Source organism: Citrobacter sp. LJND-P06 (genome assembly GCF_058188415.1).
The window spans coordinates 1,755,405-1,779,440 of the sequence record NZ_CP187317.1; the positions used below are offsets into that span (position 1 = coordinate 1,755,405).

Sequence of the window (24,036 nt, forward strand, 5' to 3'; positions counted from 1 at the left end):
CGCATCTCTACACCCCTACCACCCTGAACAGGATCAGGGTATGGCGGCACGTTCTCACGCATTTATTCTTGCAGGCACCGGAAGCGGTTGTGGCAAAACCACGGTAACGCTGGGTTTGTTGAGTCTGTTAAAACGTCGCGGTCTGCGTGTCCAACCCTGCAAAGTGGGGCCTGATTATCTCGACACGGGCTGGCATACGGCGGTCTGTGGCACGGCCTCCCGCAATCTCGACAGTTTCATGCTCCCTGAGTCCGTTCTTAATGCCTTGTTTTGCGAGCATATGCAGCAGGCCGACATTGCCGTTATCGAAGGGGTTATGGGGTTGTACGACGGTTATGGCACCGACCCCAATTATTGCAGTACGGCGGCAATGGCGAAGCAACTGGGTTGCCCGGTCATTTTACTGGTGGATGGCAAAGCGGTATCAACCTCAATTGCCGCGACGGTGATGGGATTCCAGCACTTTGATCCAGACCTTAATATTGCGGGCGTCATTGTTAATCGCGTCAACAGCGAAACACATTTCCAACTCCTCAAAACGGCAATTGAACGCTACTGCACGGTGCCCGTTCTGGGCTATGTCCCTCGTGCTGAGGGCGTTTCATTACCTGAACGCCATCTTGGACTGGTCACCGCCCGAGAGTCAGTTATCAATCAGCAACCGTGGCAGGAATTTGCCAGCATTCTTGAGCAGACGCTGGATATCGACAAACTGCTTTCGCTGAGTCATCTCACGTCGCTGCCGGAAGGTGAATGGCCGACATTACCCACGGCTTTCGCTGGCGAAGGGCTTACGCTGGCGCTCGCGGATGATGAAGCGTTCAATTTTTATTACCCGGACAACATCACTCTGCTGGAGCGTACTGGCGTCCGTATTACCCGTTTTAGTCCTCTGCATGACCGCAAACTCCCTGACTGTCAGATGATTTGGCTTGGCGGCGGATATCCTGAACTGCATGCGGCGGCGCTTGCTGAAAACAGAGAAATGCTTTCGCAATTGCGGGCAGCGCATCAGCGCGGTGTGGCTATCTATGCGGAGTGCGGCGGATTGATGTACCTGGGAACCTCGCTGGAGGATGCAACCGGAGCGGTATATCAGATGGCCGATGTTATTCCAGGCCACAGCCGGATGGGAAAACGGCTTACCCGCTTCGGCTACTGCGAGGCGCAGGCCCGGCAGCAAACACTACTGGCCGCGCCTGGTGAGGTGCTTCGTGGGCATGAATTTCACTACTCGGATTTTACCCCGGAAACACCGGCCGTGATGGCATGTCGCAAAGTCCGTGACGGTATGACCTTGCAGGAATGGTCCGGTGGCTGGCAGGTGGGAAATACCTTTGCCAGTTACCTTCACGTTCATTTCGCGCAGCGTCCGCAAATGTTGAACCACTGGCTTGCTGCGGGCAGGGAGTCGCTATGACATTACTGGCGTGGGGCGTTGCCTGGCTTCTCGATTTTATTATCGGTGACCCGCAAAACTGGCCGCATCCGGTGCGCTGGATAGGCAATTTAATCTCTTCGGTTCAGCGCCTTGTTAGACGCTATTGCCATAGCGAGCGCGCCCTGCGGATTGGCGGAGCGGTGATGTGGGTGCTGGTGGTCGGCGTGACCTGGGGTGTTTCCTGGGGCGTGCTGACGCTGGCGACGATGATTCACCCCTGGTTTGGCTGGCTGGTTGAAGTCTGGATGATCTTTACCGTCCTGGCGGGACGCTGCCTGGCAAAGGCCGCGATGGATGTTGAACGTCCACTGCGGGCTGGCAATCTTGCCGAAAGTCGGGAAAAGCTCGCCTGGATTGTGGGCCGGGACACGTCGCAGTTACAGCCGGATCAAATCAATCGCGCAGTGGTAGAAACCGTGGCGGAAAACACCGTTGACGGCATTATTGCGCCGCTGTTTTTCCTGTTGATTGGCGGCGCGCCATTAGCCATGGCCTACAAAGCGGTCAACACCCTTGATTCTATGGTGGGCTATAAGCATGAAAAATACCGGGCTATCGGTATGGTCAGCGCCCGCCTTGATGATGTGGCGAATTACCTTCCTGCCCGTCTGAGCTGGCTGTTGCTCAGCCTTGCCGCAATTCTGTGCCGTCAGGATGGCGCCCGCGCACTGCAGATCGGCTGGCGCGATCGTTACAACCACAGCAGCCCAAACTGCGCATGGTCTGAGGCTTGCGTGGCCGGGGCGTTGGGGGTTCGCCTGGGTGGGCCGAATAACTACTTTGGTCAGCGCGTTGAGAAACCCTGGATAGGCGACGCGCGGCGCGACATTTCTGTAGACGACATTCCCCAAACGATTCGATTGATGTGGGTAGCTTCGACCCTGGCCCTTGCGCTGTTTATGGTGGCGCACTGGCTGGTAGTTGGCGCGGCCTGAGGAGAAATACATGCAATACATCCAGCAACCCCAGGCGATTGAAACCAAAAGTTTCGACATCATTGGCGAGATTATTCGTGAAACCCGCCCGGATTATCAGTTTGCCAGCCCGTTGCATGAAGCAATCATCAAACGTGTTATCCACACGACGGCAGACTTTGACTGGCTGGACATTTTGTGGTTTTCCAGCGATGCGCTGGAGCAACTGTGTGCGGCACTCAGTCGTCAGTGCGTTATCTATACCGACACCACGATGGCGCTTTCCGGGATCAATAAAACGCTGCTGGCTAAATTTGGCGGTGAATGCCGCTGCTACATCAGCGACCCGCGCGTGGTGAGTGCAGCAAAAGCGCAGGGGATCACCCGCTCAATGGCTGCCGTTGATATTGCGGTTACCGAAGAGGGCGAAAAGGTTTTTGTGTTCGGCAATGCGCCAACAGCACTGTTCCGGTTGCTTGAACATGATGTTGCCGTCAGCGGCGTGGTCGGTGTGCCAGTGGGATTCGTTGGCGCCGAAGAGTCGAAAGACGCACTAACGCAAAGCAACCTGCCGGCTATTGCCGCATTGGGGCGTAAAGGCGGGAGTAACGTGGCCGCGGCCATCGTGAACGCCATGTTATACCACCTGCAGGGGGCGCGATGAGCGACGCATCCTTTGATGCCCCGGTATGGCACAACGGCAAAGCGCTGCGCAAAGGGTATACCACGGGATCCTGCGCAACGGCAGCAGCAAAAGTCGCGGCACTCATGGTATTACGCCAGCACTTGATTCATCAGGTTTCTATCGTGACGCCTTCCGGGGTGACGCTGTGTCTTAACGTTGAGTCTCCCCACATTGAAGGGCAGCAGGCTATTGCCGCGATTCGTAAGGATGGCGGAGATGATGTGGATGCCACCCACGGCATGTTGATTTTTGCCCGTGTGACGCTCAATGACAGCGGTGAGATTGTCCTGCTGGGCGGAGAGGGCGTGGGCACGGTCACCCGCAAAGGGATTGGTTTGCCGGTTGGTAGTGCCGCGATCAACCGCACGCCCCGGCACACTATTGAATCTGCGGTACGTGAGGCCATTGGTCCGGCGCGTGGCGCAGAAATCGAAATCTTCGCCCCGGAAGGTGAAGAGCGAGCACAAAAAACCTACAACTCGCGCCTCGGCATTCTGGGCGGTATTTCGATCATTGGCACGACGGGAATTGTGACGCCAATGTCGGAAGAGAGCTGGAAACGTTCTTTGTCGCTGGAGCTTGAAATCAAACGTGCTGCGGGTCTGGACAGAGTTGTACTGGTGCCTGGCAATCATGGTGAACGTTTTGTCCGCGAGCAGATGGGTATCGACACCCAGGTTGTCGTCACCATGAGCAATTTCGTCGGCTACATGATTGAAGAGGCGGTGCGGTTGGGGTATCGCCACATCGTGCTGGTAGGACACCCCGGTAAGCTCATCAAAATCGCCGCCGGGATCTTCCATACCCACAGTCATATCGCCGATGCCCGCATGGAAACGCTGGTTGCGCATCTGGCGCTGCTTGGCGCACCGCGTGAACTGCTGACGCTCGTTAGCGACTGCGACACCACGGAAGCGGCGATGGAACACATCGACGCCTACGGATTTCAGCACATTTACCCGCATCTGGCCGAGCGAATTTGCCTGCGTGTCATGCAGATGCTGCGCTTTACGAAAAACCCGCCTTGCTGTGACGCCATCATGTTCTCTTTCGAAAATCAGATTCTCGGCAGTAATCGTCCGGTCGAAGAGATTGCGAGGGAGATGCAATGTTAACGGTGGTGGGAATGGGGCCCGCAGGGCTACATCTGATGACGCCAGCCGCCCGGGACGCGGTGGCGCAAGCCGACGTCCTGGTAGGCGGGAAACGCCATTTATTACAGTTCCCTGATTTTTGCGGCGAACAGTTTGTGCTCGGCGCCAACATTGCAGAACTGCTGGAGTGGGTTGCCCGTCAGACTGATAAACGCGTGGTGGTACTGGCCTCTGGCGATCCGCTTTTTTACGGCATCGGCACGCGCATGGTGGCGCATTTTGGTCTTGAGCGGGTGCGCATTATTCCGGGTATCAGCGCGGTGCAATATCTCTGCGCGCAGTCAGGCGTTGACATGAACGATATGTGGCTCACCAGCAGTCACGGGCGCAGCGTCTGTTTTGACGAGCTGGCGCGGCATAGCAAGGTCGCGATGGTCACAGACACGCTCTGCGGCCCGCGCGAAATAGCGGCTCAGTTAATGAAACGCGGTAAGGGACATCGCTGGATGGTGATCGGTGAAAACCTGGCGATGGAAAACGAACGGATCCACTGGCTGCCCGTCAGTGAGGTCAACAGCGACTATGAGATGAATGCAGTGGTGATCCTTGATGAAAGATGAGCTGTTCCTACGTGGAGAGAAAGTGCCGATGACCAAAGAAGTGGTTCGCGCACTCGCCCTCTCGAAACTTGAATTGCACCGCGCAAGCCATCTTATCGATGTCGGCGCTGGAACCGGGAGCGTCTCGATTGAGGCGGCGCTGCAGCATCCTTCTTTACATGTCACCGCCATTGAGCGCAATCCCGCCGCGCTGCGACTGCTGGATGAAAACCGTCAGCATTTCGCCTGCAGCAACATTGATATCCTGCCGGGTGAAGCGCCAATGATGCTGACCGAAAAAGCCGATGCGGTGTTTATGGGCGGCAGCGGCGGCCATCTTACCGAACTGATTGACTGGGCAATGCGCCAGCTTCACGGCGGCGGCCGGCTGGTCATGACCTTCATCCTGCAAGAAAACCTGAATACCGCGCTGGCGCATCTGGAGCACATTGGCGTGCAGGACGTGGATTGCCAACAGCTACACGTTTCGTCGCTGACTGCCCTCGGCAGTGGTCACTATTTCAAACCGAATAATCCTGTTTTTGTTATCGCCTGTCAGAAGGAAGAACACCATGTCTGAGACATTTGATCCCCGTAGTGTGTGGTTTGTCGGCGCAGGTCCTGGCGACCGTGAGCTGATCACCCTCAAAGGCTACCGTTTGCTGCAACAGGCGCAGGTGGTTATCTATGCTGGCTCATTGATTAATACCGAATTGCTGGATTATTGCCCGCCAGAGGCAGAGTGCCACGACAGCGCGGAACTGCACCTGGAACAGATCCTCGACCTGATGGAAGCCGGGGTGAAAGCGGGAAAAACGGTGGTACGTCTGCAAACCGGCGATGTATCACTGTACGGCTCAGTGCGCGAGCAGGGCGAAGAGTTGACCCGCCGTGGCATCGACTGGCAGGTGGTGCCTGGCGTCAGTGCTTTCCTGGGTGCGGCCGCCGAGCTTGGCGTGGAATATACCGTCCCGGAAGTATCGCAAAGCCTCATCATTACCCGTCTGGAAGGACGGACTCCGGTACCGGAACGTGAACAACTGGAAGCGTTTGCCAGCCACCAGACGTCAATGGCTATCTATCTTTCCGTACAGCGCATTCATCGGGTCGCGGAGCGTCTGATTGAAGGTGGATACCCGGCAACAACCCCGGTGGCGGTTATCTACAAAGCAACCTGGCCGGAAAGTCAGACCGTACGCGGCACACTGGCAGACATTGGCGACAAAGTGCGTGACGCGGGGATCCGCAAGACGGCGCTCATTTTGGTGGGGAATTTCCTCGGTGATGAATATCACTACTCCCGACTTTATGCTGCGGACTTTAGCCATGAATACCGTAAAGCCTGAGTCTATTGCGCTTTTTTGTTTGACGCCTGGCGGAGTCATGCTGGCGAAACGGCTGGCGGCAATGCTGCCGCTGACCTGCTTTACCAGTGAAAAACTACTGGAAGAGGGGTTTGTGCCGTTTACCGACGGATTTGCCAGTACGGCACGTGATGCGTTTGCGCACTATTCGGCGCTGATTTTTATTGGCGCGACCGGTATTGCAGTACGTGTGCTCGCGCCGCTGGTGAATGACAAATTCAGCGACCCGGCAGTCGTCGTCATCGATGAGCGCGGGCAGCATGTGATCAGCCTGCTCTCCGGTCATGCCGGAGGAGCCAATGCGCTCACCCGTTACCTTGCGGGCATGCTGGGTGCCGACCCGGTGATTACCACCGCGACCGACGTTAACGATCTGGCTGCGCTGGATACGCTGGCGTTCCAGCTTCACGCCCGAATGAATGATTTTCGCACGGCAGTGAAAATCGTTAATCAAATGCTGGTCAGCCAGCGGCGGGTGGGGCTGTGGTGGGACGACGCGTTAGCCGAAGAGGTCAGCCATTGTGACAAACGCGGCTTTGTCATCGTGACCGACCTGCAGCAACTGCCAGAACTGGATGCGCTGATTTGCATCACGCTGCGCACTGATTTACCCGCACTGCCAGTACCGCACTGGAAACTGGTGCCCCAGCGGGTTGTCGCCGGGATTGGCTGTCGTCGTGATACGCCATTTCCGCTGTTAGCCGCTCTGTTGGCACGTCAGCTTGAAGCGCAGCGGCTCGATCCGCTGGCATTAAAAGCGATCGGCAGCGTCAACCTCAAAAAAGACGAGCAGGGGCTGATTCAACTGGCCTCCTGTTGCCGTGTTCCTTTCGAAACCTTTACCGCTGACGCGCTGCGTGAGCATGAACATCGCTTTCCTGCTTCGTCGTTTGTGCGTCAAACGGTGGGTGTCGGTAGCGTATCAGGGCCAGCAGCGTGGCTGCTGAGTCATGGACAACTGTTAGGCGAGACCCTGCGTGAGCAGGGCGTGACTATTACTTTGGGAGTTTCACACTGATGTTAACCGTAATTGGAATAGGCCCTGGCTCGCAGGCAATGATGACGATGGAAGCGGTCGAGGCACTACAGGCGGCGGAAATTATTGTCGGTTACAAAACTTACACTCATCTGGTGAAAGCCTTCACGGGCGACAAGCAGGTGATCAAAACCGGCATGTGTAAAGAGATCGAACGCTGCCAGGCGGCGATTGAACTGGCGCAGGCAGGGCATAACGTGGCGCTGATCAGCAGCGGCGATGCCGGTATTTATGGCATGGCGGGTCTGGTACTGGAACTGGTCAGTAAGCAGAAACTGGATGTTGAAGTCCGTCTGGTTCCCGGCATGACCGCCAGCATTGCGGCCGCTTCTCTGCTGGGTGCGCCGCTGATGCACGATTTTTGTCACATCAGCTTAAGCGATCTGTTAACGCCGTGGCCGGTTATTGAAAAACGCATTATTGCCGCAGGCGAAGCCGACTTCGTGATTTGCTTCTACAACCCGCGTAGCCGCGGTCGTGAAGGGCACCTGGCGCGCGCGTTCGAATTACTGTCGGCCAGTAAGAGCGCAGAAACTCCGGTTGGCGTCGTGAAGTCGGCGGGGCGTAAGAAACAGGAGAAATGGCTGAGTACGCTCGGCGGGATGGACTTCGAACCGGTTGATATGACCAGCCTGGTGATTGTCGGTAACAAAGCCACCTACATCCAGGACGGTCTGATGATCACGCCAAGAGGCTACGTGCTGTGAGATACGGCGAGGTGCTGGTGATGGGCGGAACCAGCGATGCGCGGGCGCTGTGTCAGCAACTGGACGCGGCGAACGTCCCTTACACCCTGTCGGTGGCGACCCCCACAGGCAAGCAACTGGCAGGGGAGATTAAAGGGCAAGTGCGATGCGGTCGTCTGGAGCTGGAGCCGATGATCGCCTGGCTGCGGGACAACCGCACCCGCTGGGTGATCGATGCGTCACATCCGTATGCCGAAGTGGTGAGCCGTAACATCCTGCGTGCCTGCGAAGCGGCGGGCGTGTTGCTGAGTCGCTATCAGCGCCCGGAGCAACTCAGCGACCTGACGCACCCGCTGTTGCATACCGTCCAGAACATTGCGCAAGCCTGTGAAGTGGCGCAGACGTTTGGCGATCGTGTGCTGCTGACCACCGGCAGTAAGGATCTTGCGCAATGGCGTGCAGGGCTGCCGGAGAAAACATTGCTGGCCCGTGTCTTGCCCGTTCCAGATGTGATTGCGCAATGCGCTGAACTGGGATTTGGCGTAGGGGAGATCTTCGCCCTCTGCGGCCCCTTTAGCGCTGAATTTAACGCCGCGTTTTATCGCCAGTGTCAGGCCGACGTGGTGGTGACAAAAGCCTCTGGCGCAGAAGGCGGTTATCAGGAAAAAGTTCAACCTTGTCTGGATGCTGGGATCCCCTGCATCGTGATCACCCGCCCGGCGCCGCTGGTGGCGGGAGACGAATTACTGGAAAGTCAGGCCGCATTTGCGCAGCGTTTAGCACGCTGGCTGGCCGCTGATTAAGGAGTCACACATGAAAAAAGCACTTTTGGTCGTCAGTTTTGGCACCAGCTATCACGACACCTGTGAGAAAAATATTGTGGCCTGTGAGCGCGATTTGGCGGCCAGTTGCCCTGACAGAGATCTGTTTCGCGCCTTCACCTCCGGGATGATCATCCGCAAACTGAAGCAGCGCGATGGTATTGATATCGACACGCCGTTGCAGGCATTGCAAAAACTCGCCGCACAGGGATACCAGGACGTTGCCATTCAGTCTCTGCACATCATTAACGGTGATGAATACGAAAAAATTGTCCGTGAAGTGCAGAGTATGCGCCCGCTGTTTTCTCGCCTGACGCTGGGCGCGCCGTTATTGAGCAGTCACCGTGATTACGCGCAACTGATGCAGGCTTTGCAGCAACAGATGCCCACGCTTGAGACCACGGAAAAAGTGGTGTTTATGGGACACGGCGCCAGCCATCATGCGTTTGCCGCGTATGCCTGCCTTGACCATATGATGACGGCGCAGGGTTTTCCGGCTCGCGTGGGGGCGGTAGAGAGTTACCCGGAGGTCGAGATTCTCATTGAGAGTCTGGGTAAGGAAGGCGTTAGCGGCGTGCATCTTATGCCGTTGATGCTGGTTGCAGGCGATCACGCCATCAACGACATGGCCTCTGATGAAGAGGACTCCTGGAAAACACGCTTTAACGCCGCAGGCATCCCGGCAACGCCGTGGTTAAGCGGGCTGGGAGAAAATCCGGCGGTTCGTGCAATGTTTGTCGCGCACCTGCAACACGCGCTGGAAATGGCGATGGAGGAAGCAGCATGAGCGGCAAACTGTATGCGTTGAGCACCGGTCCTGGTGCGTCTGACCTGATCACGGTTCGTGGGGCGCGGATCCTCGGTTCACTGGATATTTTATATGCTCCCGCCGGACGTAAAGGCGGTGACAGCCTGGCGCTTTCCATTGTGCGTGAGTATGTCGGCGAACAGACAGAAGTGCGCTGCTGCCATTTCCCGATGAGCGCCGACAGCGCCGAGAAAGAGGCCGTCTGGGATGAGGTCGCCGCCGCGCTGGTCAACGACGTTAAGGCCGGAAAACAGGTTGGCTTTATCACCCTGGGCGATGCCATGTTGTTCAGCACCTGGGTCTTTTTACTGCAACGTATTGGCAACCCGGAATGGCTGGAAATTGTCCCTGGCGTCACCTCATTTGCCGCTATTGCCGCCCGCTCAAAAACGCCGCTGGCAATGGAACAACAGTCGCTGGCGGTTCTCTCCTGTACGGCACCGGAAGCTGAAATTCAACAGGCGTTAAAGCAGCACGAAAGCCTGGTGCTCATGAAGGTGTACGGCAGATTCACGCGGATTAAAGCGTTGCTGCAACAGGAAGGTTTACTGGACTGCGCCCTGATGATGGCTGAAGCCACCCTGCCTGGCGAGCAATGCTGGCGCCATCTGGATGAGGTGAGCGATGAGCAGTCGCTGCCTTACTTCTCGACCATTCTGGTCAACAAACGGTGGGAGTATAAGGAATGATACTCGAAAAACAGCTAAAACAACTGTCATTCAGTGGGCTGGCTGCCGCGCTCTTACTGATGGTTGTTCCCGAGCAGGCGTTCGCGATGCACATTATGGAGGGGTTTCTGCCGCCGATGTGGGCGTTGGCATGGTGGCTGCTGTTTTTACCTTGTCTGTGGTACGGGCTGGTTCGCCTGCGACGGATTGTCCAGGAAGATAATCACCAGAAAGTGCTGCTGGCGCTGTGCGGGGCATTCATTTTCGTCCTCTCGGCGCTGAAAATTCCCTCCGTGACCGGGAGCTGTTCACATCCGACCGGCGTGGGTCTGGCGGTTATTCTGTTTGGGCCCGGCGTTGTGGCGGTGCTTGGCGCGATAGTTTTGCTCTTCCAGGCATTGTTGCTGGCCCATGGCGGGCTGACCACGCTGGGTGCGAATGGCATGTCGATGGCGGTGATTGGGCCGGTTGTTGGGTATCTGGTGTGGCAAATGGCCTGTCGCGCAGGGTTACGTCGCGATGTTGGGGTCTTCTTGTGCGCGATGCTGGCGGATCTGGTGACTTATTTCGTCACCTCAGTGCAGCTTGGGGTCGCCTTCCCGGACCCGCAGGCGGGCGCGCCAGGGTCGATTGTCAAATTTATGGGCATTTTCTGTTTAACACAGATTCCGATTGCGATAGCGGAAGGGTTGTTAACCGTCATGATCTACGACCAGTTGACCAAGCGGCGGTTGATTACCGCACAAGGACATTAGGATGAAAAAGACGCTGATATTGTTGAGCATGGTGATAGCCCTCGTGATCCTGCCGTTCTTCATTAATCATGGCGGCGAATACGGCGGCTCTGATGGCGAAGCCGAAAGCCAGATCCAGGCCATTGCACCGGATTATAAACCCTGGTTCGAGCCACTGTATGAACCTGCCAGTGGTGAAATCGAAAGTTTGCTGTTCACCCTGCAAGGGTCACTTGGTGCGGCGGTGATTTTCTACATCCTGGGTTACTGCAAAGGCAGACAACGTCGTGATGACCGGACTTGACAGGCTGAGCTACCAGAGCCGCTGGTTTCATGTATCACCGGAGCGAAAATTTTTGCTCTGGGTGGTGATGATGACGCTGGCGTTCACCCTGCCTCCCTGGGGGCAGGGCATTGAGTTGCTGTTTACTGCCGGGCTGACCTGTTGGTTATTACGCCTTTCGGTGTGGCGCTGGTGTCGGTGGATGGCCTTACCTTTTGGATTTTTAGTGGTTGGGGTGGTGACGATTCTGTTTAGCGTAAGCCGCGATCCCCAGTCGCTGTTGGTCAGTTTGCCTGTTGGATCTTACTGGCTGGGGATTACCTCTTCAGGGCTCATCACCGCTAACGAAACCTTCTGGCGTAGCCTGGCCGCACTGGCGGCAACGTTCTGGCTGGTGCTGAATCTACCGTTTCCCCAGTTGATTGTATTGCTAAAACGCGCCCGCGTGCCGCGACTGCTCACCGAGCAGATCCTGCTGACCTGGCGCTTCATTTTTATTCTGTTAGACGAAGCGCTTGCCATTCATCGCGCGCAAACGCTGCGTTTTGGTTATCGTAGTCTGCCGAAAAGTTACCGTTCTCTGGCGATGTTGGTCGGATTACTGTTTACTCGCGTGCTGATTCGCTATCAGCAAATGGCTACCACGCTGGATATCAAACTGTATCAGGGTGATTTTCACCTGTAAGGAAAAGCATGCTTGCCACGACAGAGCTCTGGTTTCGCTATCAGGATGAGCAGGTACTCAAAGGGCTCACGCTGGATTTTTCTGCGCAATCTGTGACCGGATTAGTCGGCGCAAATGGCTGCGGGAAATCGACGCTGTTTATGAACCTGAGCGGGCTTCTGCGCCCACAAAAAGGGGCGGTTCTGTGGCAGGGGAAACCGCTGGATTACAGTAAGCGCGGCCTGTTGGCGTTGCGCCAGCAGGTGGCTACCGTCTTTCAGGATCCCGATCAGCAAATATTCTATACCGACATCGATAGCGACATTGCGTTTAGCCTGCGTAATCTGGGCGTGGCAGAAGCCGAAATAGCCCGACGTGTGGAGGATGCGCTGACGCTGGTTGATGCCCAGCATTTTCGCCATCAACCGATCCAGTGTTTAAGCCACGGACAGAAAAAACGGGTGGCGATTGCGGGTGCAATGGTTTTACAGGCCCGCTATTTGTTGCTGGATGAACCGACGGCCGGTCTTGACCCTGCCGGAAGAACGCAAATGATCGACATCATCAAGCGGATTGTGGCGCAGGGGAATCACGTCGTCATCTCCAGTCACGATATCGATCTCATCTATGAAGTCAGCGATGCGGTATATGTCCTGCGCCGTGGCGAAGTGCTGGCGCATGGCGAGCCGGGCGAGGTATTTTCCCGTACTGAATTAATCGAACAAGCCGGGTTAACGCAGCCCTGGCTGGTGAAACTGCATGCCCAATTGGGTCTGCCGCTGTGTAAAACCGAAGCTGAATTTTTTAGTCGTATGCGAGAAAACGCACTGAAGGAGGCGTCATGACGCAGGCAATAATGTTGCAGGGAACGGCATCTGATGTGGGTAAAAGCGTGCTGGTGGCAGGGCTGTGCCGTATTTTTTATCAGGACGGTCTGCGTACGGCGCCTTTTAAATCGCAGAATATGGCGCTGAACTCCGGTATTACGCCGGATGGCAAAGAGATGGGCCGCGCGCAGATCTTTCAGGCGGAGGCCGCAGGAATTACCCCCGACGTGCGGATGAATCCGGTGCTGCTAAAACCGACCAGCGATCGCAAAGCGCAAGTGATACTGATGGGTAAAGTCGCCACCGATATGGATGCCGTCAGCTACCACGAATATAAACCGCGGCTACGGGAACAGATCCTTGAGGTATACACCAGCCTGGCGCAGGAACATGACGTCATCGTGCTGGAGGGGGCGGGCAGCCCGGCAGAGATAAACCTGCGCGATCGCGACATCGTCAATATGGGGATGGCGGAGATGGCAAAATGCCCGGTGATCCTGGTGGCGGATATCGACCGGGGCGGGGTCTTCGCTTCTATTTATGGCACGCTGGCTCTGCTGCACGACCATGAACGCGCCAGAGTGAAAGGCATCATCATCAACAAATTCAGAGGTGATGTGGCGCTGCTTTACTCCGGTATTGAACAAATTGAGTCATTGACCGGGGTGCCGGTGCTGGGCGTCATGCCCTGGCTGGATGTGGATCTGGAAGATGAGGATGGCGTGGCGCTGCAAAAAGGGAAATACCTGCGCACCGAAAAACGCGATATTGATATCGCGGTTGTTCAACTTCCGCACATCTCAAACTTTACCGATTTCAATGCGCTGGCTGCCCAACCGGATGTCCGGGTACGCTACGTGCGACATCCTGAAGAGCTGGAAACGGTCGATTTGGTTCTCCTGCCCGGCAGTAAAAACACGCTGGGCGATCTGGTGTGGATGCGCGAAAGCGGTATGGCGCATGCAGTTTTACAGGCTCATCAGCGCAGCGTACCTGTCATGGGTATATGCGGCGGCTACCAGATCCTTGGCGATACCATTATTGATGAGGTGGAGTCCGGGCTGGGTACGCTGCCCGGACTTGGCTTACTCAACACCGTCACCCATTTTGCGCAGCATAAAACCACGACCCAGGTAGAGGCGACAATGTCGTCTGCGCTGCCCGGATGGCTGGCTGCGGCTTCAGGTTTACCCGTACGCGGCTATGAAATTCACATGGGCGAAACCACGCTGAACGAGGAGTGTTGCTCAGTGATGCAGTTGCAAAAAAATGGGCAACAAGTGGCAGACGGCGCTGTGACCGAGGACGGACTGGCGTTTGGCACCTACCTGCATGGCCTGTTTGATAGCGATGATTTCACCCGAGCGCTGCTCAATGGCCTGCGCGTGCGTAAAGGTCTGCAACCCCTGGATATGACTTTTCAGTATGGGCAGTACAAATTGCAGCAGTTCGATTTGCTGGCAGAAGGGATGCGTGAACATATTGATATTGATAAAATTTATCAAATCATGCAACAACATCAGGAGCCTGTATGATGATTTTGGTGACGGGCGGGGCGCGCAGTGGAAAAAGTCGACATGCCGAGGCGCTGATTGCGGATTCACCGCAGGTGTTATACATCGCAACGTCTCAGGTTTTTGACGAGGAGATGGCGGCGCGAATTCAACATCATCGGGACGGACGACCGGCGCACTGGCGTACCGCCGAACGCTGGCAACAGCTTGATGAATTGATCACAGCGCAACACTCTCCCGATGAGGCCATTTTGCTGGAGTGCATCACGACAATGGTGACCAACATGCTGTTTGCGTTGGGGGGAGAAAGCGATCCCGATAGCTGGGATTATGCGGCGATGGAACGCGCTATTGAGGATGAGATCCGCGCGCTAATTGCCGCTTGTCAGCGCTGCCCTGCAAATGTGGTGCTGGTGACTAACGAAGTTGGGATGGGCATCGTCCCGGAGAACCGTCTGGCGCGTCATTTTCGCGATATTGCCGGTCGGGTTAACCAACGGCTTGCCAGCGCGGCCGATGAGGTGTGGCTGGTAGTGTCAGGTATTGGAGTCAAAATTAAATGAGTAAGTTGTTCTGGGCAATGCTGTCGTTTATCAGTCGTTTGCCCGTTCCCGTCCGCTGGTCGCAGGGGCTGGATTTCGATCAGTATTCACGCGGCATTGTGATGTTTCCGCTGATTGGTCTGGTGCTGGGTGGGTTAAGTGGTCTGGTGTTTATGGCGGTGCAACCCTGGTGCGGTATTCCTCTGGCGTCACTGTTTGCGGTGCTGACGCTGGCGCTTTTGACGGGCGGTTTCCATCTGGATGGCCTTGCCGATACCTGCGATGGCGTATTTTCTGCGCGTCGCCGGGAGCGCATGCTGGAGATCATGCGTGACAGTCGTCTGGGAACGCACGGCGGACTGGCACTGATTTTTGTCCTGCTGGCGAAGGTGCTGGTGGTCAGTGAACTGGCGCTACGGGGAACGCCAGTACTGGCGTCGCTGGTCGCTGCCTGTGCCGCCGGAAGGGGCATTGCCGTATTGCTGATGCACCGTCATCGCTATGCCCGCGAAGAAGGGCTGGGCAATGTGTTTATCGGCAAAGTCACCGGGCGACAGACCTGTGTCACGCTAGGTTTGGCGGCGATTTTAGCTGCCGTGCTGTTGCCGGGGATGCATGGGCTGGTGGCGATAGTAGTCACCATGGTGGCGATTTTCATTCTTGGTCAATTACTTAAACGTACGTTGGGTGGACAAACTGGCGATACGCTGGGCGCGGCTATCGAACTTGGTGAGTTAATCTTCCTGCTGGCTCTGCTGTGAGTCAGCCAACACAATGAGAACCCTTATGCAGACTTTATCCTCAGTACTCCGTGCGATCCCACCGATTGACGGTGATGCGATGTCGCGTGCGCAGCAACATATTGACGGTTTGCTCAAGCCGCCAGGCAGCCTTGGTCGTCTGGAAGCGCTGGCTGTGCAACTGGCAGGAATGCCGGGTCTCAACGGCGTTCCTCACGTGGGTGAGAAAGCGATGTTGGTGATGTGCGCGGATCACGGCGTATGGGATGAAGGGGTCGCCGTCTCGCCGAAAGTGGTTACCGCGATTCAGGCTGCGAATATGCTGCGGGGAACGACTGGCGTCTGCGTATTGGCGGCTCAGGCGGGCGCAAAGGTGCATGTGGTCGATGTCGGGATTGACTGCGAACCGATCCCAGGCGTTGTAAACATGCGCGTGGCGCGTGGCTGCGGCAATATCGCCACCGGGCCGGCAATGACCCGCGCACAAACCGAAGAGTTACTGCTGGAAGTGATTCGATATACCCGGGAACTGGCACAAAACGGCGTGACGTTGTTTGGTGTTGGGGAGTTGGGTATGGCGAATACCACTCCGGCCGCGGCAATCGTGAGCGTGCTGACCGGAAACGATGCTGAAGAGGTGGTCGGAATTGGGGCCAATCTCCCGTTGTCTAAAGTGGGGAATAAAGTGGATGTGGTGCGTCGTGCCATTCGCGTGAATCAGCCTGACTCGCGTGACGGTATTGATGTGCTGGCCAAAGTGGGGGGATTTGATCTGGTGGGTATGGCTGGCGTGATGCTTGGCGCAGCGTCTTGCGGATTACCCGTACTGATGGATGGTTTTCTCTCTTATTCTGCGGCGCTGGCGGCTTGTCGGATTGCCCCTGAGATTAAGCCGTATTTGATCCCTTCCCATTTCTCGGCGGAGAAAGGGGCGCGGATTGCGCTGGCGCATCTGGAACTGGATCCGTATCTGAATATGGGGATGCGACTGGGTGAGGGCAGTGGCGCCGCCCTGGCCATGCCGATCGTTGAGGCTGCCTGTGCGATGTACAACAATATGGGTCACCTGGCAGACAGCAATATCGAACTGCCGGACGGCAAAGAAGCGTAACCACTCTCTGCAACCCCCGCTTACAGGTGGGGGTTTCCTTTTTAAACCCGTTTATTGTTACACTCTTGCGAGTGAACCGTCCTTCGTTAACACCTAATCGCATACCAAAAAGCTATAATTAACTGACACCTGCCGCGACTGAGGAAAGGGAAATGATGCCTCGTGTGAAATTGTTTTGCTCTCTGGTCATGCTATTGACCAGCCAGATAGCCCAGGCGGTGAGTTACCCGCTACCGCCTGACGGAAGCCGCCTGGTGGGTGCCCCGCTGACGATGATAGTACCGGATAAAAATACCCAACCGCTGGAGACATTTGCGGCTCAGTACGGCCTGGGATTGAGCAATATGCTGGAAGCAAACCCCGGAGTAGATGTCTATCTACCCAGATCCGGGTCGACGCTCGTTATCCCACAACAGCTCATTTTGCCCGCAACGGTCCGCGAGGGCATCGTGATTAACGTTGCGGAAATGCGTCTCTACTATTATCCGAGTGGGGGAAATACGGTTGAAATTCTGCCCATCGGCATTGGTCAGGCAGGACGAGAAACCCCGCGTAACTGGGTGACATCGGTACAGCGTAAACAGGAAGCGCCGACCTGGAGTCCAACTCCCAATACCCGTCGTGAATATGCCCGGAGAGGGGAGAGTCTGCCCGCGTTCGTTCCAGCGGGGCCGGATAACCCGATGGGGCTGTACGCCATTTATATCGGTAAGCTGTACGCTATCCATGGCACGAATGCCAATTTTGGCATTGGCCTGCGAGTGAGTCAGGGCTGTATCCGTTTGCGTAATGATGACATTAAATATCTGTTCGACAACGTGCCGGTGGGCACACGTGTGCAACTGATCGACCAGCCGGTGAAATACACCACAGAGCCGGACGGTAGCCGCTGGCTTGAGGTTCATGAACCGCTGTCACGTAATCGCGCTGAATATGAATCCGACAGAAAAGTTCCGCTGCCGGTCACGCCAGCGTTGCGTGCTTTCACGCAGGGGAGCGGCGTTGACAGCAAGCGGGTCAATCATGAACTGGAGCGTCGCTCTGGAATGCCGGTGAATATCAATGTCGGCGCCATCAATTGATCAATGAGCGCCAGAATAACGGCAGCAACAGAAAAGCAAGAAGCCCGCTAAAAGCGGCAGAGTGGGGGCGTCTGGCTCCATCCTGCCTGCCCACTGCTCAATAAGATTGCCGGTTTCGCCGTGCCGCTGGCCGTGCAGGAAGCCCGCGTCGCTCTGGCGCTTTACCTCGCAGCCCAGGGCATTATGGCTGAGGCGCAGCGGGGCGTGTCCGTTCACCTGCCCTTGAGGATTGATTCTGCTCTGAGGCGCGATTTTATCCCATTGGCTTAATGCTAGTTTCAGTACAAACAAACTGACGTTTTGACGCTGAGACCACTTGGCATGGTAATAAGGGTCCTGCAACCACTTCCGCAGGCCTAGAAATAGGAATTAAATACGCGTAACATATATGAACCCTGATCTGAGCGTTTCACTATCCCAAAAACCTCTACAATTGCATATTTTTCGTATTGGGTTAAGTATGTTAATATTATTCCGTTGGATTTATTTCTGGTGAAAAGTAGTTCCTCATTCACATACTTCCCAAATTTGCTACGGTTGTTGGTTATCATAGATATGAATTGATCTTGAGGTTTTTTTTCTTCTGGTCCAAAGTCAATGCTCTGATAAAACTCTTTGAATTGATAATTGTTATAAAAACCTCTAAGTAATTGGATTTTTTGTTCGGCATATTTAATGCTTTCATCTTCCTCACCTTCATTTTCCATTGCTCTGTCTAGATCAATGTTATCAATAGACACACTGAATTTTTCAGAGGACTTCTTACGTGAGAGACAAAAAAACTCAGTGAGTGTGTCATTCTCATAAGTTGATTGGTAAAACATAAACAATAAATTAGGTGAGGCTCTCCGGCTTAATAGTAGTTCACTTTTGATGAGTTTCCCCAGTTTGTTTTGTTTCTCTTCAAATCTTTTTAAGAAAATAGTTTTGTTTGTCTTATTACCAAGAGCATCAGTTGATGACTGATAATAAAGTGACCCGTCATTGTTGTTATAATACTCAAAAAGCTCTTGAATTTTTTTGTCGGCTTTCACAACGTCTGAGGTTAAATCCTTTTCTTGGCTCAGAACTGTGTTCGTGAGGGCAAGAATGAGAAAAATGGAGGTGATTATATCCTTTATCGAGGGAATCATATTTTTTATCCTTTTTTATTCTCATGGATTATTTGGGTAGATTGTCGAGCAATAGATCAAACGCATTCCCACCTATCCCGCTAAGCCCTGAGTCAACAGCACCCTTTGTACATTCTATTGCTAGTTCATAGGAGTTGATTGATTTTTTTTTGCGATAAGTCATCAATGACTGCTTGCCCTGGATTTTTTGCACAGCCCAAGGACATTTTTCTGATCCCAGCAGCAATGCCATTTTCTATTGAAGTAGCTATCGATAGTTTATTCCATTAGGTTTGCTAATATTGAGATAACACACATTCCGTTTTTGATTTATATGTATCATCTCCTGTAGACGAAGAACGGTATTTTTGGCTATATTCTGCTGCTAGTCTTTTCGCATATGTGAGATCTTTATATTCCATTTTGTTTGTTAAATAAATAATGTTATTTTCGGATTCTAAAGAACCATTAATATAAGCTACATAATACCATGCGTAAGATTTTTTATAATCTATAGGTGCTTCACCATCATTTTCAGCATAAAATGAAGCAAGATTTGTTTGTGCTAAAACGTACCCTTGACATGCGGATGCCTCTACCAGTGGTAGGGATTTTTTGTAGTCGTCTGAATCATGCCCTAATCGTCGACCATAAAAAACCCCGAGAGAATTTCTAGCACTCATAGAGCCAAAAGATACGGCTTTAAGGTACCATTCCTCGGCTTTGGAATTATCTTTTTCGACTCCTAATCCTCGCGCATACATTTGGCCAATATTATTCATGGCATTTGTATCATTATTTTCTGCAGCTTTTGAAAACCATTTTAGTGCTTCAGCATAGTTTCTCTGTATACCTAATCCTGTAAGATACATTTGTCCCAGGTTGACTTGCGCCTTAGTCATTCCTTGTTTTGCTGATTTTGTATACCAATCTATCGCTTGTTTATAATCTATTGTGTTCCCCCAACCATTTTCATAGAAAAGACCAAGATTAAATTGTGCTGGGGCGTAACCTTGTTTTGCGGCTTCATGATACCAGTATGTTGCCTGACTATAACTCTGTGCTACACCGTTACCACTTCCATATGCAAGGCCCAACTCTGTTTGAGCCTCCATATTTCCTTGTTCTGCAAGTCTAAGTAGATATGATAATTTTGACATACTTATATCATCACGTGATCGAAATGTTAATGTAATGCCGCCAGCCAGAATAAAAACGGTAATACAAAAAATTGCAAAGGTTGCTTTTTTCACGTTGCATCTCATGTTTATTATTAGTGGGTAATATGTGTTTCTTTAAAATAAATACAGTAGAATTTATTGCTTTGCTTTATAGGAAATAAGTGTGTCAATAAGATAATCGGAAATATGACCCGCAAAAATTGAGTTCCCTTCATTTAAAAAGCTTTTTCCACAGGTTAAAGCTAATTGTTCCGGATCTCTTTCTCCATCCTTTATGAACGATTGAATTGTGTCTTTTATACAGGCAGATCCTTTTTCAGCAACAGTCGCCCCTCCAAAACTTAGTCCCCCCATGCCGATTATGGCTGAGCCTGCAGATAACCCGTAAAGATAACTTGATAATGGGTTAAATGTATTATGCATAGTTTCCATATTATGGATTGCCAGAATAGCATCTTCTTGTGGGAGATAAGTCATTGCAGACCCTGCCTGCTGACAATAGTGACTAAACCCATCCCCAAAGGAATCAATGCCTTGTTGCCCCAATGGGTCAATTTCAGATATCGGATCCAACGGATACCGATACAAATTCCATCCCCCCTCAGCCCAATCGGATCCTGAGTAATATAGCGTCCCTGCGACGGGTCGTAGTAGCGGTGACGGTTGTAGCACAGTCCCGATTCTTCATCCCATTGCTGCCCGGGCAGGCGAATGAGTTGCTGCAGATTATCAGGGTTCTCTTCCCACAGCCTGTTCCCCCATTCATCGAACCCGGCCCGCCAGGCTGTCTTTCCGTTTTCATCGAATAAGGCCAGCGGCAGCCCGCGATGGTCGCAGTGGAAGAGGTGGATTTTTCGCTGCGGCGTGTGGTCCGGCTCCATCTGGTTTTTCATCTGCTCTGGCGTCAGGTCGCACTGGGCCAGCCACTGCCGGCTCGGGTCGCTGACCCGATCCGTCCTCAGCTCCTGCTCGAGGTTATCGAACTGTGCCACCAGCTCCGGCATAAATACCGTGTTTGCGTCCTGCTGGAGTTTCTCCGCCAGCGTGCGGCGCTGCATTTTCGTGAGCTCCGTGATGGGGGTTTCCGTGCGCAGCAGCGGGCTGTCATTATGCGCCGCCTGGCCTTAGTGAATACTTAAATTAAATTCACACTAACATTATATGCATTGAGGCTAAATGGTTCATTTGAGTTCTTTCGTGTAAACCAAAATATTTCAAGGATAGCGTATTTTTCATATTGGGATACGTAGGTTAAATAAATTGCATCAGGGTTTTCGTGCTGAGAAAAAGCTAGTTTTGTGCTTATGTATTTACCTAAGAATTTTTTTTGCGCAGTCATTTTAGATGAAAAAATTCCTTCGGTAGTGATTTTTTTTAATTCATCTGTCGCGTTTTTATAAATGTCGCTGTATTTATCGTGGTTATACAATTTTCTGATTTCAATGACTTGGTTATATACATTATCAATATTGGAATCACTCTTGATTGTTTTGTTTTTATCGGAGTTCATTGCACCATTAATATCAAAATAGAAAAAATCAAGCCTGGATGCATTTGTTGTTTCCTCATGTGCGATACCTAAAAACTCAATCAAGGAATGTTTTTCATATGTAGCCTGATAAGCAAGAAATATCAGATCAGGATTTGCACACTCATTAAATAAAAGCTCTCCATTAATGAATTTACCTAATGCTTTCCTCCTTAGTTCCGACTCGTGCATAAATTCCCTTTGTGATGAGTTTGTTTCCTTCAACTTTTCAGTGTATGCTTGATAAATTCCATCATAATCCTGTTTATTGTATAGATCATGTAAGTAATTAACTTTGGCTGTGGCTTCAGAGATATCGCAGTTAAGTTTTACTTCACCTGCAGCAACAGTGTTAATATTTAAAAAAAATAGGATGATGATCCCAATCATATATCTGATGGTGTTGTTCATACCATTCCTTACTGTTAATTTACTAAACATAAGACGTTATTTTGGTAGGTTATCTATTAAAAGGTCAAACACTCCCCCTTCTACTTTATTAAGTCCTGTACCTACAGCACCTTTTGCACATTCAGAAAGGCTATCAGTCAAAATTGGCTGTTGTTTTTGTGACTTTGTTTCAACAACCATTTTTCCAACATTTTTTGCGCAGCCGAGAGACATTTTCTTTATCCCATTTGCAACACCACCCCCAATAACCTCTCCGATCGCCAATCCTGTCATGCCTATAGCTGTTGCACCGAATACAATACCCTGCACATACGTACCACCAGGGTTCCAACTATTAGCACCCATACAGATCTGTTCGTTCGCTTTAGTGATCTCATCTGGCATAGCAGCATTTTGTATCATCAGCCCATCCAAAGAGGCTATGCTTTGTCCATATGCTGCAATTCCTCCACTGAAGATTGCATCCAATCCTAATGGATCAATTTTTGCTAGTGGATCCAACGGATACTGATACAAATTCCATCCCCCTCTCAGCCCAATCGGATCCTGAGTAATATAGCGTCCCTGCGCCGGATCGTAGTAGCGGTGACGGTTGTAGCACAGTCCCGATTCTTCATCCCATTGCTGCCCGGGCAGGCGAATGAGTTGCTGCAGATTATCAGGGTTCTCTTCCCACAGCCTGTTCCCCCATTCATCAAACCCGGCCCGCCAGGCTGTCTTTCCGTTTTCATTGAATAACGCCAGCGGCAGACCGCGATGGTCGCAGTGGAAGAGGTGGATTTTTCGCTGCGGCGTGTGGTCCGGCTCCATCTGGTTTTTCATCTGCTCTGGCGTCAGGCCACACTGGGCCAGCCACTGGCGGCTCGGGTCGCTGACCCGGTCCGTCTTCAGCTCCTGCTCGAGGTTATCGAGCTGTGCCACCAGTTCCGGCATAAATACCGTGTTTGCTTCCTGCTGGAGTTTCTCCGCCAGCGTGCGGCGCTGCATTTTCGTGAGCTCCGTGGTGGGGGTTTCCGTGCGCAGCAGCGGGGTGAAACTGCCCGGCAGATAGACTGGATGAATACGGGCGCTGTCCGTCTGGGTGGTGGTCAGTCTGTCACCATCCCAGCCGTACCAGGTCACTGCCGGGCTGTCATTATGCGCCGCCTGGCGTTTCCACACCCGCTTTCCGATACGCCGGCCCAGCGGGTCACAGAGATAGCGGCTTTCCACCAGCAGGTTGCCGTTCTGCACCTGGCGGTAATGCACCAGCCGGTGCTGGTTGTCATAGCCATAAAGATGAGACAGCGCGCCCTGCGAACGGGGCCGGCATTCGTCTTTTGCCGTGAGGCGACCGCTGTCGTCGTAATGATAGACGTAATCCGCATCCTGGCCGATGCGGTTGTCGGGCCAGACGTCCGGCAGCCCCGGGGCATCACCCCGGGTGGTCAGCCGGTTGCCCGCCGGGTCCGTGCGTATCTGCCGGGACAGGGCAGGGTGAGCCGAACGGATTTGCGTGCTGTGTAACCGCCCGGCCGCGCCATACGTGTATTCATGCTCTTCATGCTGCCCGCTGATACGGACCAGCTGCCCGACGCTGTTCCAGGTGTAGTCGCGGTCGAGCTGTGGGTGATTGAGACGGTGGCGATGGAGATGCCCGCCCGGGGTCCAGGTCGTGGTCAGCGCATACTCACCATAGTGACGCTGCGTTTCGCGGTGCAGACGGTCACGGGTGAACTCCAGCAGCGGCGTGTCGCCGAGCTTCATGCCGGTCAGATAGCCACTGCCATAAGTGAGCCATTCCACCGGGGGAAGGGCATCCGGTGTGATGCGCCTGAGCAGGCCCGAACCGCTGTATTCCCGACGGGTCTCATGCTGCCAGAGGAGTTCGTGCGTATCCGGATGCTGCACCGTCTGGCACTCGCTGATGAGACGTCCCAGTCTGTCGTGCCGGTAGTGAACGGCGACAAGGTGTCCTTCGCTGAGATGGCGGATGCCCTCCAGCCAGCCGCGGTCGTTGTAATGCTACTGTTCAGCCGGCTGGTCGGAGAAATATTCTTAACGTCCAATGATTGTTGTTGATGTGTTTAAACGCAAAGGGCTGCGGGCTTGCGAGACCGAGGCTGCTTTAAGCAACATACGTACTGGCACTAAAGTCAGAATAATGCCAGTGAAAACACAAAATGGAATATGTCAAGTAGAGCGTAAATAT

At 53.4% G+C, this 24,036-nt stretch carries 25 protein-coding genes and 2 pseudogenes; 21 read left to right on the top strand and 6 right to left on the bottom strand.

The annotated features are described in order from the left end of the window. Nucleotides 1-40: 40 nt before the first annotated feature. The 21 genes from ACO7SM_RS08380 to ldtA all read left to right on the top strand — a co-directional run bounded on the left by ACO7SM_RS08380 (nucleotide 41) and on the right by ldtA (nucleotide 17,613). A complete protein-coding gene (locus ACO7SM_RS08380) occupies nucleotides 41-1,420 on the top strand; it encodes a cobyrinic acid a,c-diamide synthase CobB (protein WP_490470444.1) in 1,380 nt (459 codons plus the stop codon). Continuing rightward, nucleotides 1,417-2,376 (top strand): adenosylcobinamide-phosphate synthase CbiB, encoded by a 960-nt coding sequence (gene cbiB, locus ACO7SM_RS08385; protein WP_490470445.1) that lies wholly within the window; start codon nucleotides 1,417-1,419, stop codon nucleotides 2,374-2,376. Before ACO7SM_RS08380 ends, cbiB begins: the two co-directional genes overlap by 4 nt. 10 nt (nucleotides 2,377-2,386) lie before the next feature. Continuing rightward, nucleotides 2,387-3,019 carry a cobalt-precorrin-8 methylmutase gene (locus ACO7SM_RS08390; protein ID WP_490470446.1) on the top strand — a complete coding sequence of 211 codons (633 nt, stop codon included), beginning with the start codon at nucleotides 2,387-2,389 and terminating at the stop codon, nucleotides 3,017-3,019. After that, on the top strand, nucleotides 3,016-4,155 hold the full coding sequence (gene cbiD, locus ACO7SM_RS08395) for a cobalt-precorrin-5B (C(1))-methyltransferase CbiD (RefSeq protein WP_490470447.1): 1,140 nt from the start codon (nucleotides 3,016-3,018) through the stop codon (nucleotides 4,153-4,155). The genes ACO7SM_RS08390 and cbiD overlap by 4 nt, the downstream gene beginning before the upstream one ends. Further along, nucleotides 4,149-4,754, top strand: a complete 606-nt coding sequence (locus ACO7SM_RS08400) for a cobalt-precorrin-7 (C(5))-methyltransferase (RefSeq protein ID WP_490470448.1) — start codon at nucleotides 4,149-4,151, stop codon at nucleotides 4,752-4,754. Before cbiD ends, ACO7SM_RS08400 begins: the two co-directional genes overlap by 7 nt. Then, entirely contained in the window at nucleotides 4,744-5,313 is a 570-nt protein-coding gene (locus ACO7SM_RS08405; RefSeq protein WP_490470449.1) for a decarboxylating cobalt-precorrin-6B (C(15))-methyltransferase, read from the top strand. Before ACO7SM_RS08400 ends, ACO7SM_RS08405 begins: the two co-directional genes overlap by 11 nt. Then, entirely contained in the window at nucleotides 5,306-6,079 is a 774-nt protein-coding gene (locus ACO7SM_RS08410; protein WP_162379877.1) for a cobalt-precorrin-4 methyltransferase, read from the top strand. The genes ACO7SM_RS08405 and ACO7SM_RS08410 overlap by 8 nt, the downstream gene beginning before the upstream one ends. Continuing rightward, nucleotides 6,060-7,115 carry a cobalt-precorrin 5A hydrolase gene (gene cbiG, locus ACO7SM_RS08415; protein WP_490470450.1) on the top strand — a complete coding sequence of 352 codons (1,056 nt, stop codon included), beginning with the start codon at nucleotides 6,060-6,062 and terminating at the stop codon, nucleotides 7,113-7,115. The genes ACO7SM_RS08410 and cbiG overlap by 20 nt, the downstream gene beginning before the upstream one ends. Further along, nucleotides 7,115-7,840, top strand: coding sequence for a precorrin-3B C(17)-methyltransferase (locus ACO7SM_RS08420; protein ID WP_490470451.1), 726 nt, complete (start codon nucleotides 7,115-7,117; stop codon nucleotides 7,838-7,840). Before cbiG ends, ACO7SM_RS08420 begins: the two co-directional genes overlap by 1 nt. Then, nucleotides 7,837-8,622, top strand: coding sequence for a cobalt-precorrin-6A reductase (locus tag ACO7SM_RS08425; protein ID WP_490470452.1), 786 nt, complete (start codon nucleotides 7,837-7,839; stop codon nucleotides 8,620-8,622). Before ACO7SM_RS08420 ends, ACO7SM_RS08425 begins: the two co-directional genes overlap by 4 nt. Before the next feature lie 10 nt (nucleotides 8,623-8,632). Further along, the gene (cbiK, locus tag ACO7SM_RS08430; RefSeq protein WP_490470453.1) at nucleotides 8,633-9,427 is read left to right on the top strand and encodes a sirohydrochlorin cobaltochelatase; all 795 of its coding nucleotides are present in this window, start codon (nucleotides 8,633-8,635) and stop codon (nucleotides 9,425-9,427) included. After that, nucleotides 9,424-10,137, top strand: a complete 714-nt coding sequence (locus ACO7SM_RS08435) for a cobalt-factor II C(20)-methyltransferase (RefSeq protein WP_490470454.1) — start codon at nucleotides 9,424-9,426, stop codon at nucleotides 10,135-10,137. Before cbiK ends, ACO7SM_RS08435 begins: the two co-directional genes overlap by 4 nt. Further along, nucleotides 10,134-10,871 (top strand): cobalt ECF transporter S component CbiM, encoded by a 738-nt coding sequence (gene cbiM, locus ACO7SM_RS08440; protein ID WP_192612659.1) that lies wholly within the window; start codon nucleotides 10,134-10,136, stop codon nucleotides 10,869-10,871. The genes ACO7SM_RS08435 and cbiM overlap by 4 nt, the downstream gene beginning before the upstream one ends. A 1-nt stretch (nucleotide 10,872) precedes the next feature. Further along, the gene (locus ACO7SM_RS08445) at nucleotides 10,873-11,154 is read left to right on the top strand and encodes an energy-coupling factor ABC transporter substrate-binding protein (RefSeq protein ID WP_490470455.1); all 282 of its coding nucleotides are present in this window, start codon (nucleotides 10,873-10,875) and stop codon (nucleotides 11,152-11,154) included. Further along, entirely contained in the window at nucleotides 11,141-11,818 is a 678-nt protein-coding gene (locus ACO7SM_RS08450) for an energy-coupling factor ABC transporter transmembrane protein (RefSeq protein WP_490470893.1), read from the top strand. Before ACO7SM_RS08445 ends, ACO7SM_RS08450 begins: the two co-directional genes overlap by 14 nt. 8 nt (nucleotides 11,819-11,826) lie before the next feature. Continuing rightward, entirely contained in the window at nucleotides 11,827-12,642 is an 816-nt protein-coding gene (locus ACO7SM_RS08455; protein ID WP_490470456.1) for an energy-coupling factor ABC transporter ATP-binding protein, read from the top strand. Beyond that, nucleotides 12,639-14,159, top strand: coding sequence for a cobyric acid synthase (locus ACO7SM_RS08460; protein WP_490470457.1), 1,521 nt, complete (start codon nucleotides 12,639-12,641; stop codon nucleotides 14,157-14,159). The genes ACO7SM_RS08455 and ACO7SM_RS08460 overlap by 4 nt, the downstream gene beginning before the upstream one ends. Then, nucleotides 14,156-14,701 carry a bifunctional adenosylcobinamide kinase/adenosylcobinamide-phosphate guanylyltransferase gene (cobU, locus tag ACO7SM_RS08465; protein WP_490470458.1) on the top strand — a complete coding sequence of 182 codons (546 nt, stop codon included), beginning with the start codon at nucleotides 14,156-14,158 and terminating at the stop codon, nucleotides 14,699-14,701. Before ACO7SM_RS08460 ends, cobU begins: the two co-directional genes overlap by 4 nt. Continuing rightward, nucleotides 14,698-15,441 (top strand): adenosylcobinamide-GDP ribazoletransferase, encoded by a 744-nt coding sequence (gene cobS, locus ACO7SM_RS08470; RefSeq protein WP_490470459.1) that lies wholly within the window; start codon nucleotides 14,698-14,700, stop codon nucleotides 15,439-15,441. Before cobU ends, cobS begins: the two co-directional genes overlap by 4 nt. A gap of 25 nt (nucleotides 15,442-15,466) precedes the next feature. Next, complete coding sequence (gene cobT, locus ACO7SM_RS08475) at nucleotides 15,467-16,531, top strand: nicotinate-nucleotide--dimethylbenzimidazole phosphoribosyltransferase (RefSeq protein ID WP_490470460.1); 1,065 nt, start codon at nucleotides 15,467-15,469, stop codon at nucleotides 16,529-16,531. A gap of 155 nt (nucleotides 16,532-16,686) precedes the next feature. Next, nucleotides 16,687-17,613, top strand: a complete 927-nt coding sequence (ldtA, locus tag ACO7SM_RS08480; RefSeq protein ID WP_490470894.1) for a L,D-transpeptidase — start codon at nucleotides 16,687-16,689, stop codon at nucleotides 17,611-17,613. A gap of 356 nt (nucleotides 17,614-17,969) precedes the next feature. On the opposite strand, the gene ACO7SM_RS08485 is transcribed toward ldtA, so the two are convergent. The 6 genes and pseudogenes from ACO7SM_RS08485 to ACO7SM_RS08510 all read right to left on the bottom strand — a co-directional run. Continuing rightward, the gene (locus tag ACO7SM_RS08485) at nucleotides 17,970-18,746 is read right to left on the bottom strand and encodes a hypothetical protein (RefSeq protein ID WP_490470461.1); all 777 of its coding nucleotides are present in this window, start codon (nucleotides 18,744-18,746) and stop codon (nucleotides 17,970-17,972) included. Nucleotides 18,747-19,021: 275 nt separating this feature from the next. After that, on the bottom strand, nucleotides 19,022-19,978 hold the full coding sequence (locus tag ACO7SM_RS08490) for a tetratricopeptide repeat protein (protein ID WP_490470462.1): 957 nt from the start codon (nucleotides 19,976-19,978) through the stop codon (nucleotides 19,022-19,024). A 63-nt stretch (nucleotides 19,979-20,041) separates the two neighbouring features. After that, nucleotides 20,042-20,383, bottom strand: coding sequence for a hypothetical protein (locus ACO7SM_RS08495; RefSeq protein WP_490470895.1), 342 nt, complete (start codon nucleotides 20,381-20,383; stop codon nucleotides 20,042-20,044). A gap of 63 nt (nucleotides 20,384-20,446) precedes the next feature. Further along, a pseudogene (locus ACO7SM_RS08500) lies at nucleotides 20,447-21,009 on the bottom strand (RHS repeat-associated core domain-containing protein); the annotation flags it as partial. A gap of 32 nt (nucleotides 21,010-21,041) precedes the next feature. Further along, the gene (locus tag ACO7SM_RS08505; protein WP_490470463.1) at nucleotides 21,042-21,845 is read right to left on the bottom strand and encodes a hypothetical protein; all 804 of its coding nucleotides are present in this window, start codon (nucleotides 21,843-21,845) and stop codon (nucleotides 21,042-21,044) included. A 36-nt stretch (nucleotides 21,846-21,881) separates the two neighbouring features. Further along, nucleotides 21,882-23,846 (bottom strand): annotated as a pseudogene (locus ACO7SM_RS08510) (RHS repeat-associated core domain-containing protein); the annotation flags it as partial. Between the last annotated feature and the right edge of the window lie 190 nt (nucleotides 23,847-24,036).

What these genes read in the sequence shown, in the direction of transcription:
- ACO7SM_RS08380 (WP_490470444.1), top strand. Translation starts at nt 41, where the DNA reads ATGGCGGCACGTTCTCACGCATTTATTCTTGCAGGCACCGGAAGCGGT.
- cbiB (WP_490470445.1), top strand. Translation starts at nt 1,417, where the DNA reads ATGACATTACTGGCGTGGGGCGTTGCCTGGCTTCTCGATTTTATTATC.
- ACO7SM_RS08390 (WP_490470446.1), top strand. Translation starts at nt 2,387, where the DNA reads ATGCAATACATCCAGCAACCCCAGGCGATTGAAACCAAAAGTTTCGAC.
- cbiD (WP_490470447.1), top strand. Translation starts at nt 3,016, where the DNA reads ATGAGCGACGCATCCTTTGATGCCCCGGTATGGCACAACGGCAAAGCG.
- ACO7SM_RS08400 (WP_490470448.1), top strand. Translation starts at nt 4,149, where the DNA reads ATGTTAACGGTGGTGGGAATGGGGCCCGCAGGGCTACATCTGATGACG.
- ACO7SM_RS08405 (WP_490470449.1), top strand. Translation starts at nt 4,744, where the DNA reads ATGAAAGATGAGCTGTTCCTACGTGGAGAGAAAGTGCCGATGACCAAA.
- ACO7SM_RS08410 (WP_162379877.1), top strand. Translation starts at nt 5,306, where the DNA reads ATGTCTGAGACATTTGATCCCCGTAGTGTGTGGTTTGTCGGCGCAGGT.
- cbiG (WP_490470450.1), top strand. Translation starts at nt 6,060, where the DNA reads ATGAATACCGTAAAGCCTGAGTCTATTGCGCTTTTTTGTTTGACGCCT.
- ACO7SM_RS08420 (WP_490470451.1), top strand. Translation starts at nt 7,115, where the DNA reads ATGTTAACCGTAATTGGAATAGGCCCTGGCTCGCAGGCAATGATGACG.
- cbiK (WP_490470453.1), top strand. Translation starts at nt 8,633, where the DNA reads ATGAAAAAAGCACTTTTGGTCGTCAGTTTTGGCACCAGCTATCACGAC.
- ACO7SM_RS08435 (WP_490470454.1), top strand. Translation starts at nt 9,424, where the DNA reads ATGAGCGGCAAACTGTATGCGTTGAGCACCGGTCCTGGTGCGTCTGAC.
- cbiM (WP_192612659.1), top strand. Translation starts at nt 10,134, where the DNA reads ATGATACTCGAAAAACAGCTAAAACAACTGTCATTCAGTGGGCTGGCT.
- ACO7SM_RS08445 (WP_490470455.1), top strand. Translation starts at nt 10,873, where the DNA reads ATGAAAAAGACGCTGATATTGTTGAGCATGGTGATAGCCCTCGTGATC.
- ACO7SM_RS08450 (WP_490470893.1), top strand. Translation starts at nt 11,141, where the DNA reads ATGACCGGACTTGACAGGCTGAGCTACCAGAGCCGCTGGTTTCATGTA.
- ACO7SM_RS08455 (WP_490470456.1), top strand. Translation starts at nt 11,827, where the DNA reads ATGCTTGCCACGACAGAGCTCTGGTTTCGCTATCAGGATGAGCAGGTA.
- ACO7SM_RS08460 (WP_490470457.1), top strand. Translation starts at nt 12,639, where the DNA reads ATGACGCAGGCAATAATGTTGCAGGGAACGGCATCTGATGTGGGTAAA.
- cobU (WP_490470458.1), top strand. Translation starts at nt 14,156, where the DNA reads ATGATGATTTTGGTGACGGGCGGGGCGCGCAGTGGAAAAAGTCGACAT.
- cobS (WP_490470459.1), top strand. Translation starts at nt 14,698, where the DNA reads ATGAGTAAGTTGTTCTGGGCAATGCTGTCGTTTATCAGTCGTTTGCCC.
- cobT (WP_490470460.1), top strand. Translation starts at nt 15,467, where the DNA reads ATGCAGACTTTATCCTCAGTACTCCGTGCGATCCCACCGATTGACGGT.
- ldtA (WP_490470894.1), top strand. Translation starts at nt 16,687, where the DNA reads ATGCCTCGTGTGAAATTGTTTTGCTCTCTGGTCATGCTATTGACCAGC.
- ACO7SM_RS08485 (WP_490470461.1), bottom strand. Translation starts at nt 18,746, where the DNA reads ATGATTCCCTCGATAAAGGATATAATCACCTCCATTTTTCTCATTCTT.
- ACO7SM_RS08495 (WP_490470895.1), bottom strand. Translation starts at nt 20,383, where the DNA reads ATGACTTATCTCCCACAAGAAGATGCTATTCTGGCAATCCATAATATG.
- ACO7SM_RS08505 (WP_490470463.1), bottom strand. Translation starts at nt 21,845, where the DNA reads ATGAACAACACCATCAGATATATGATTGGGATCATCATCCTATTTTTT.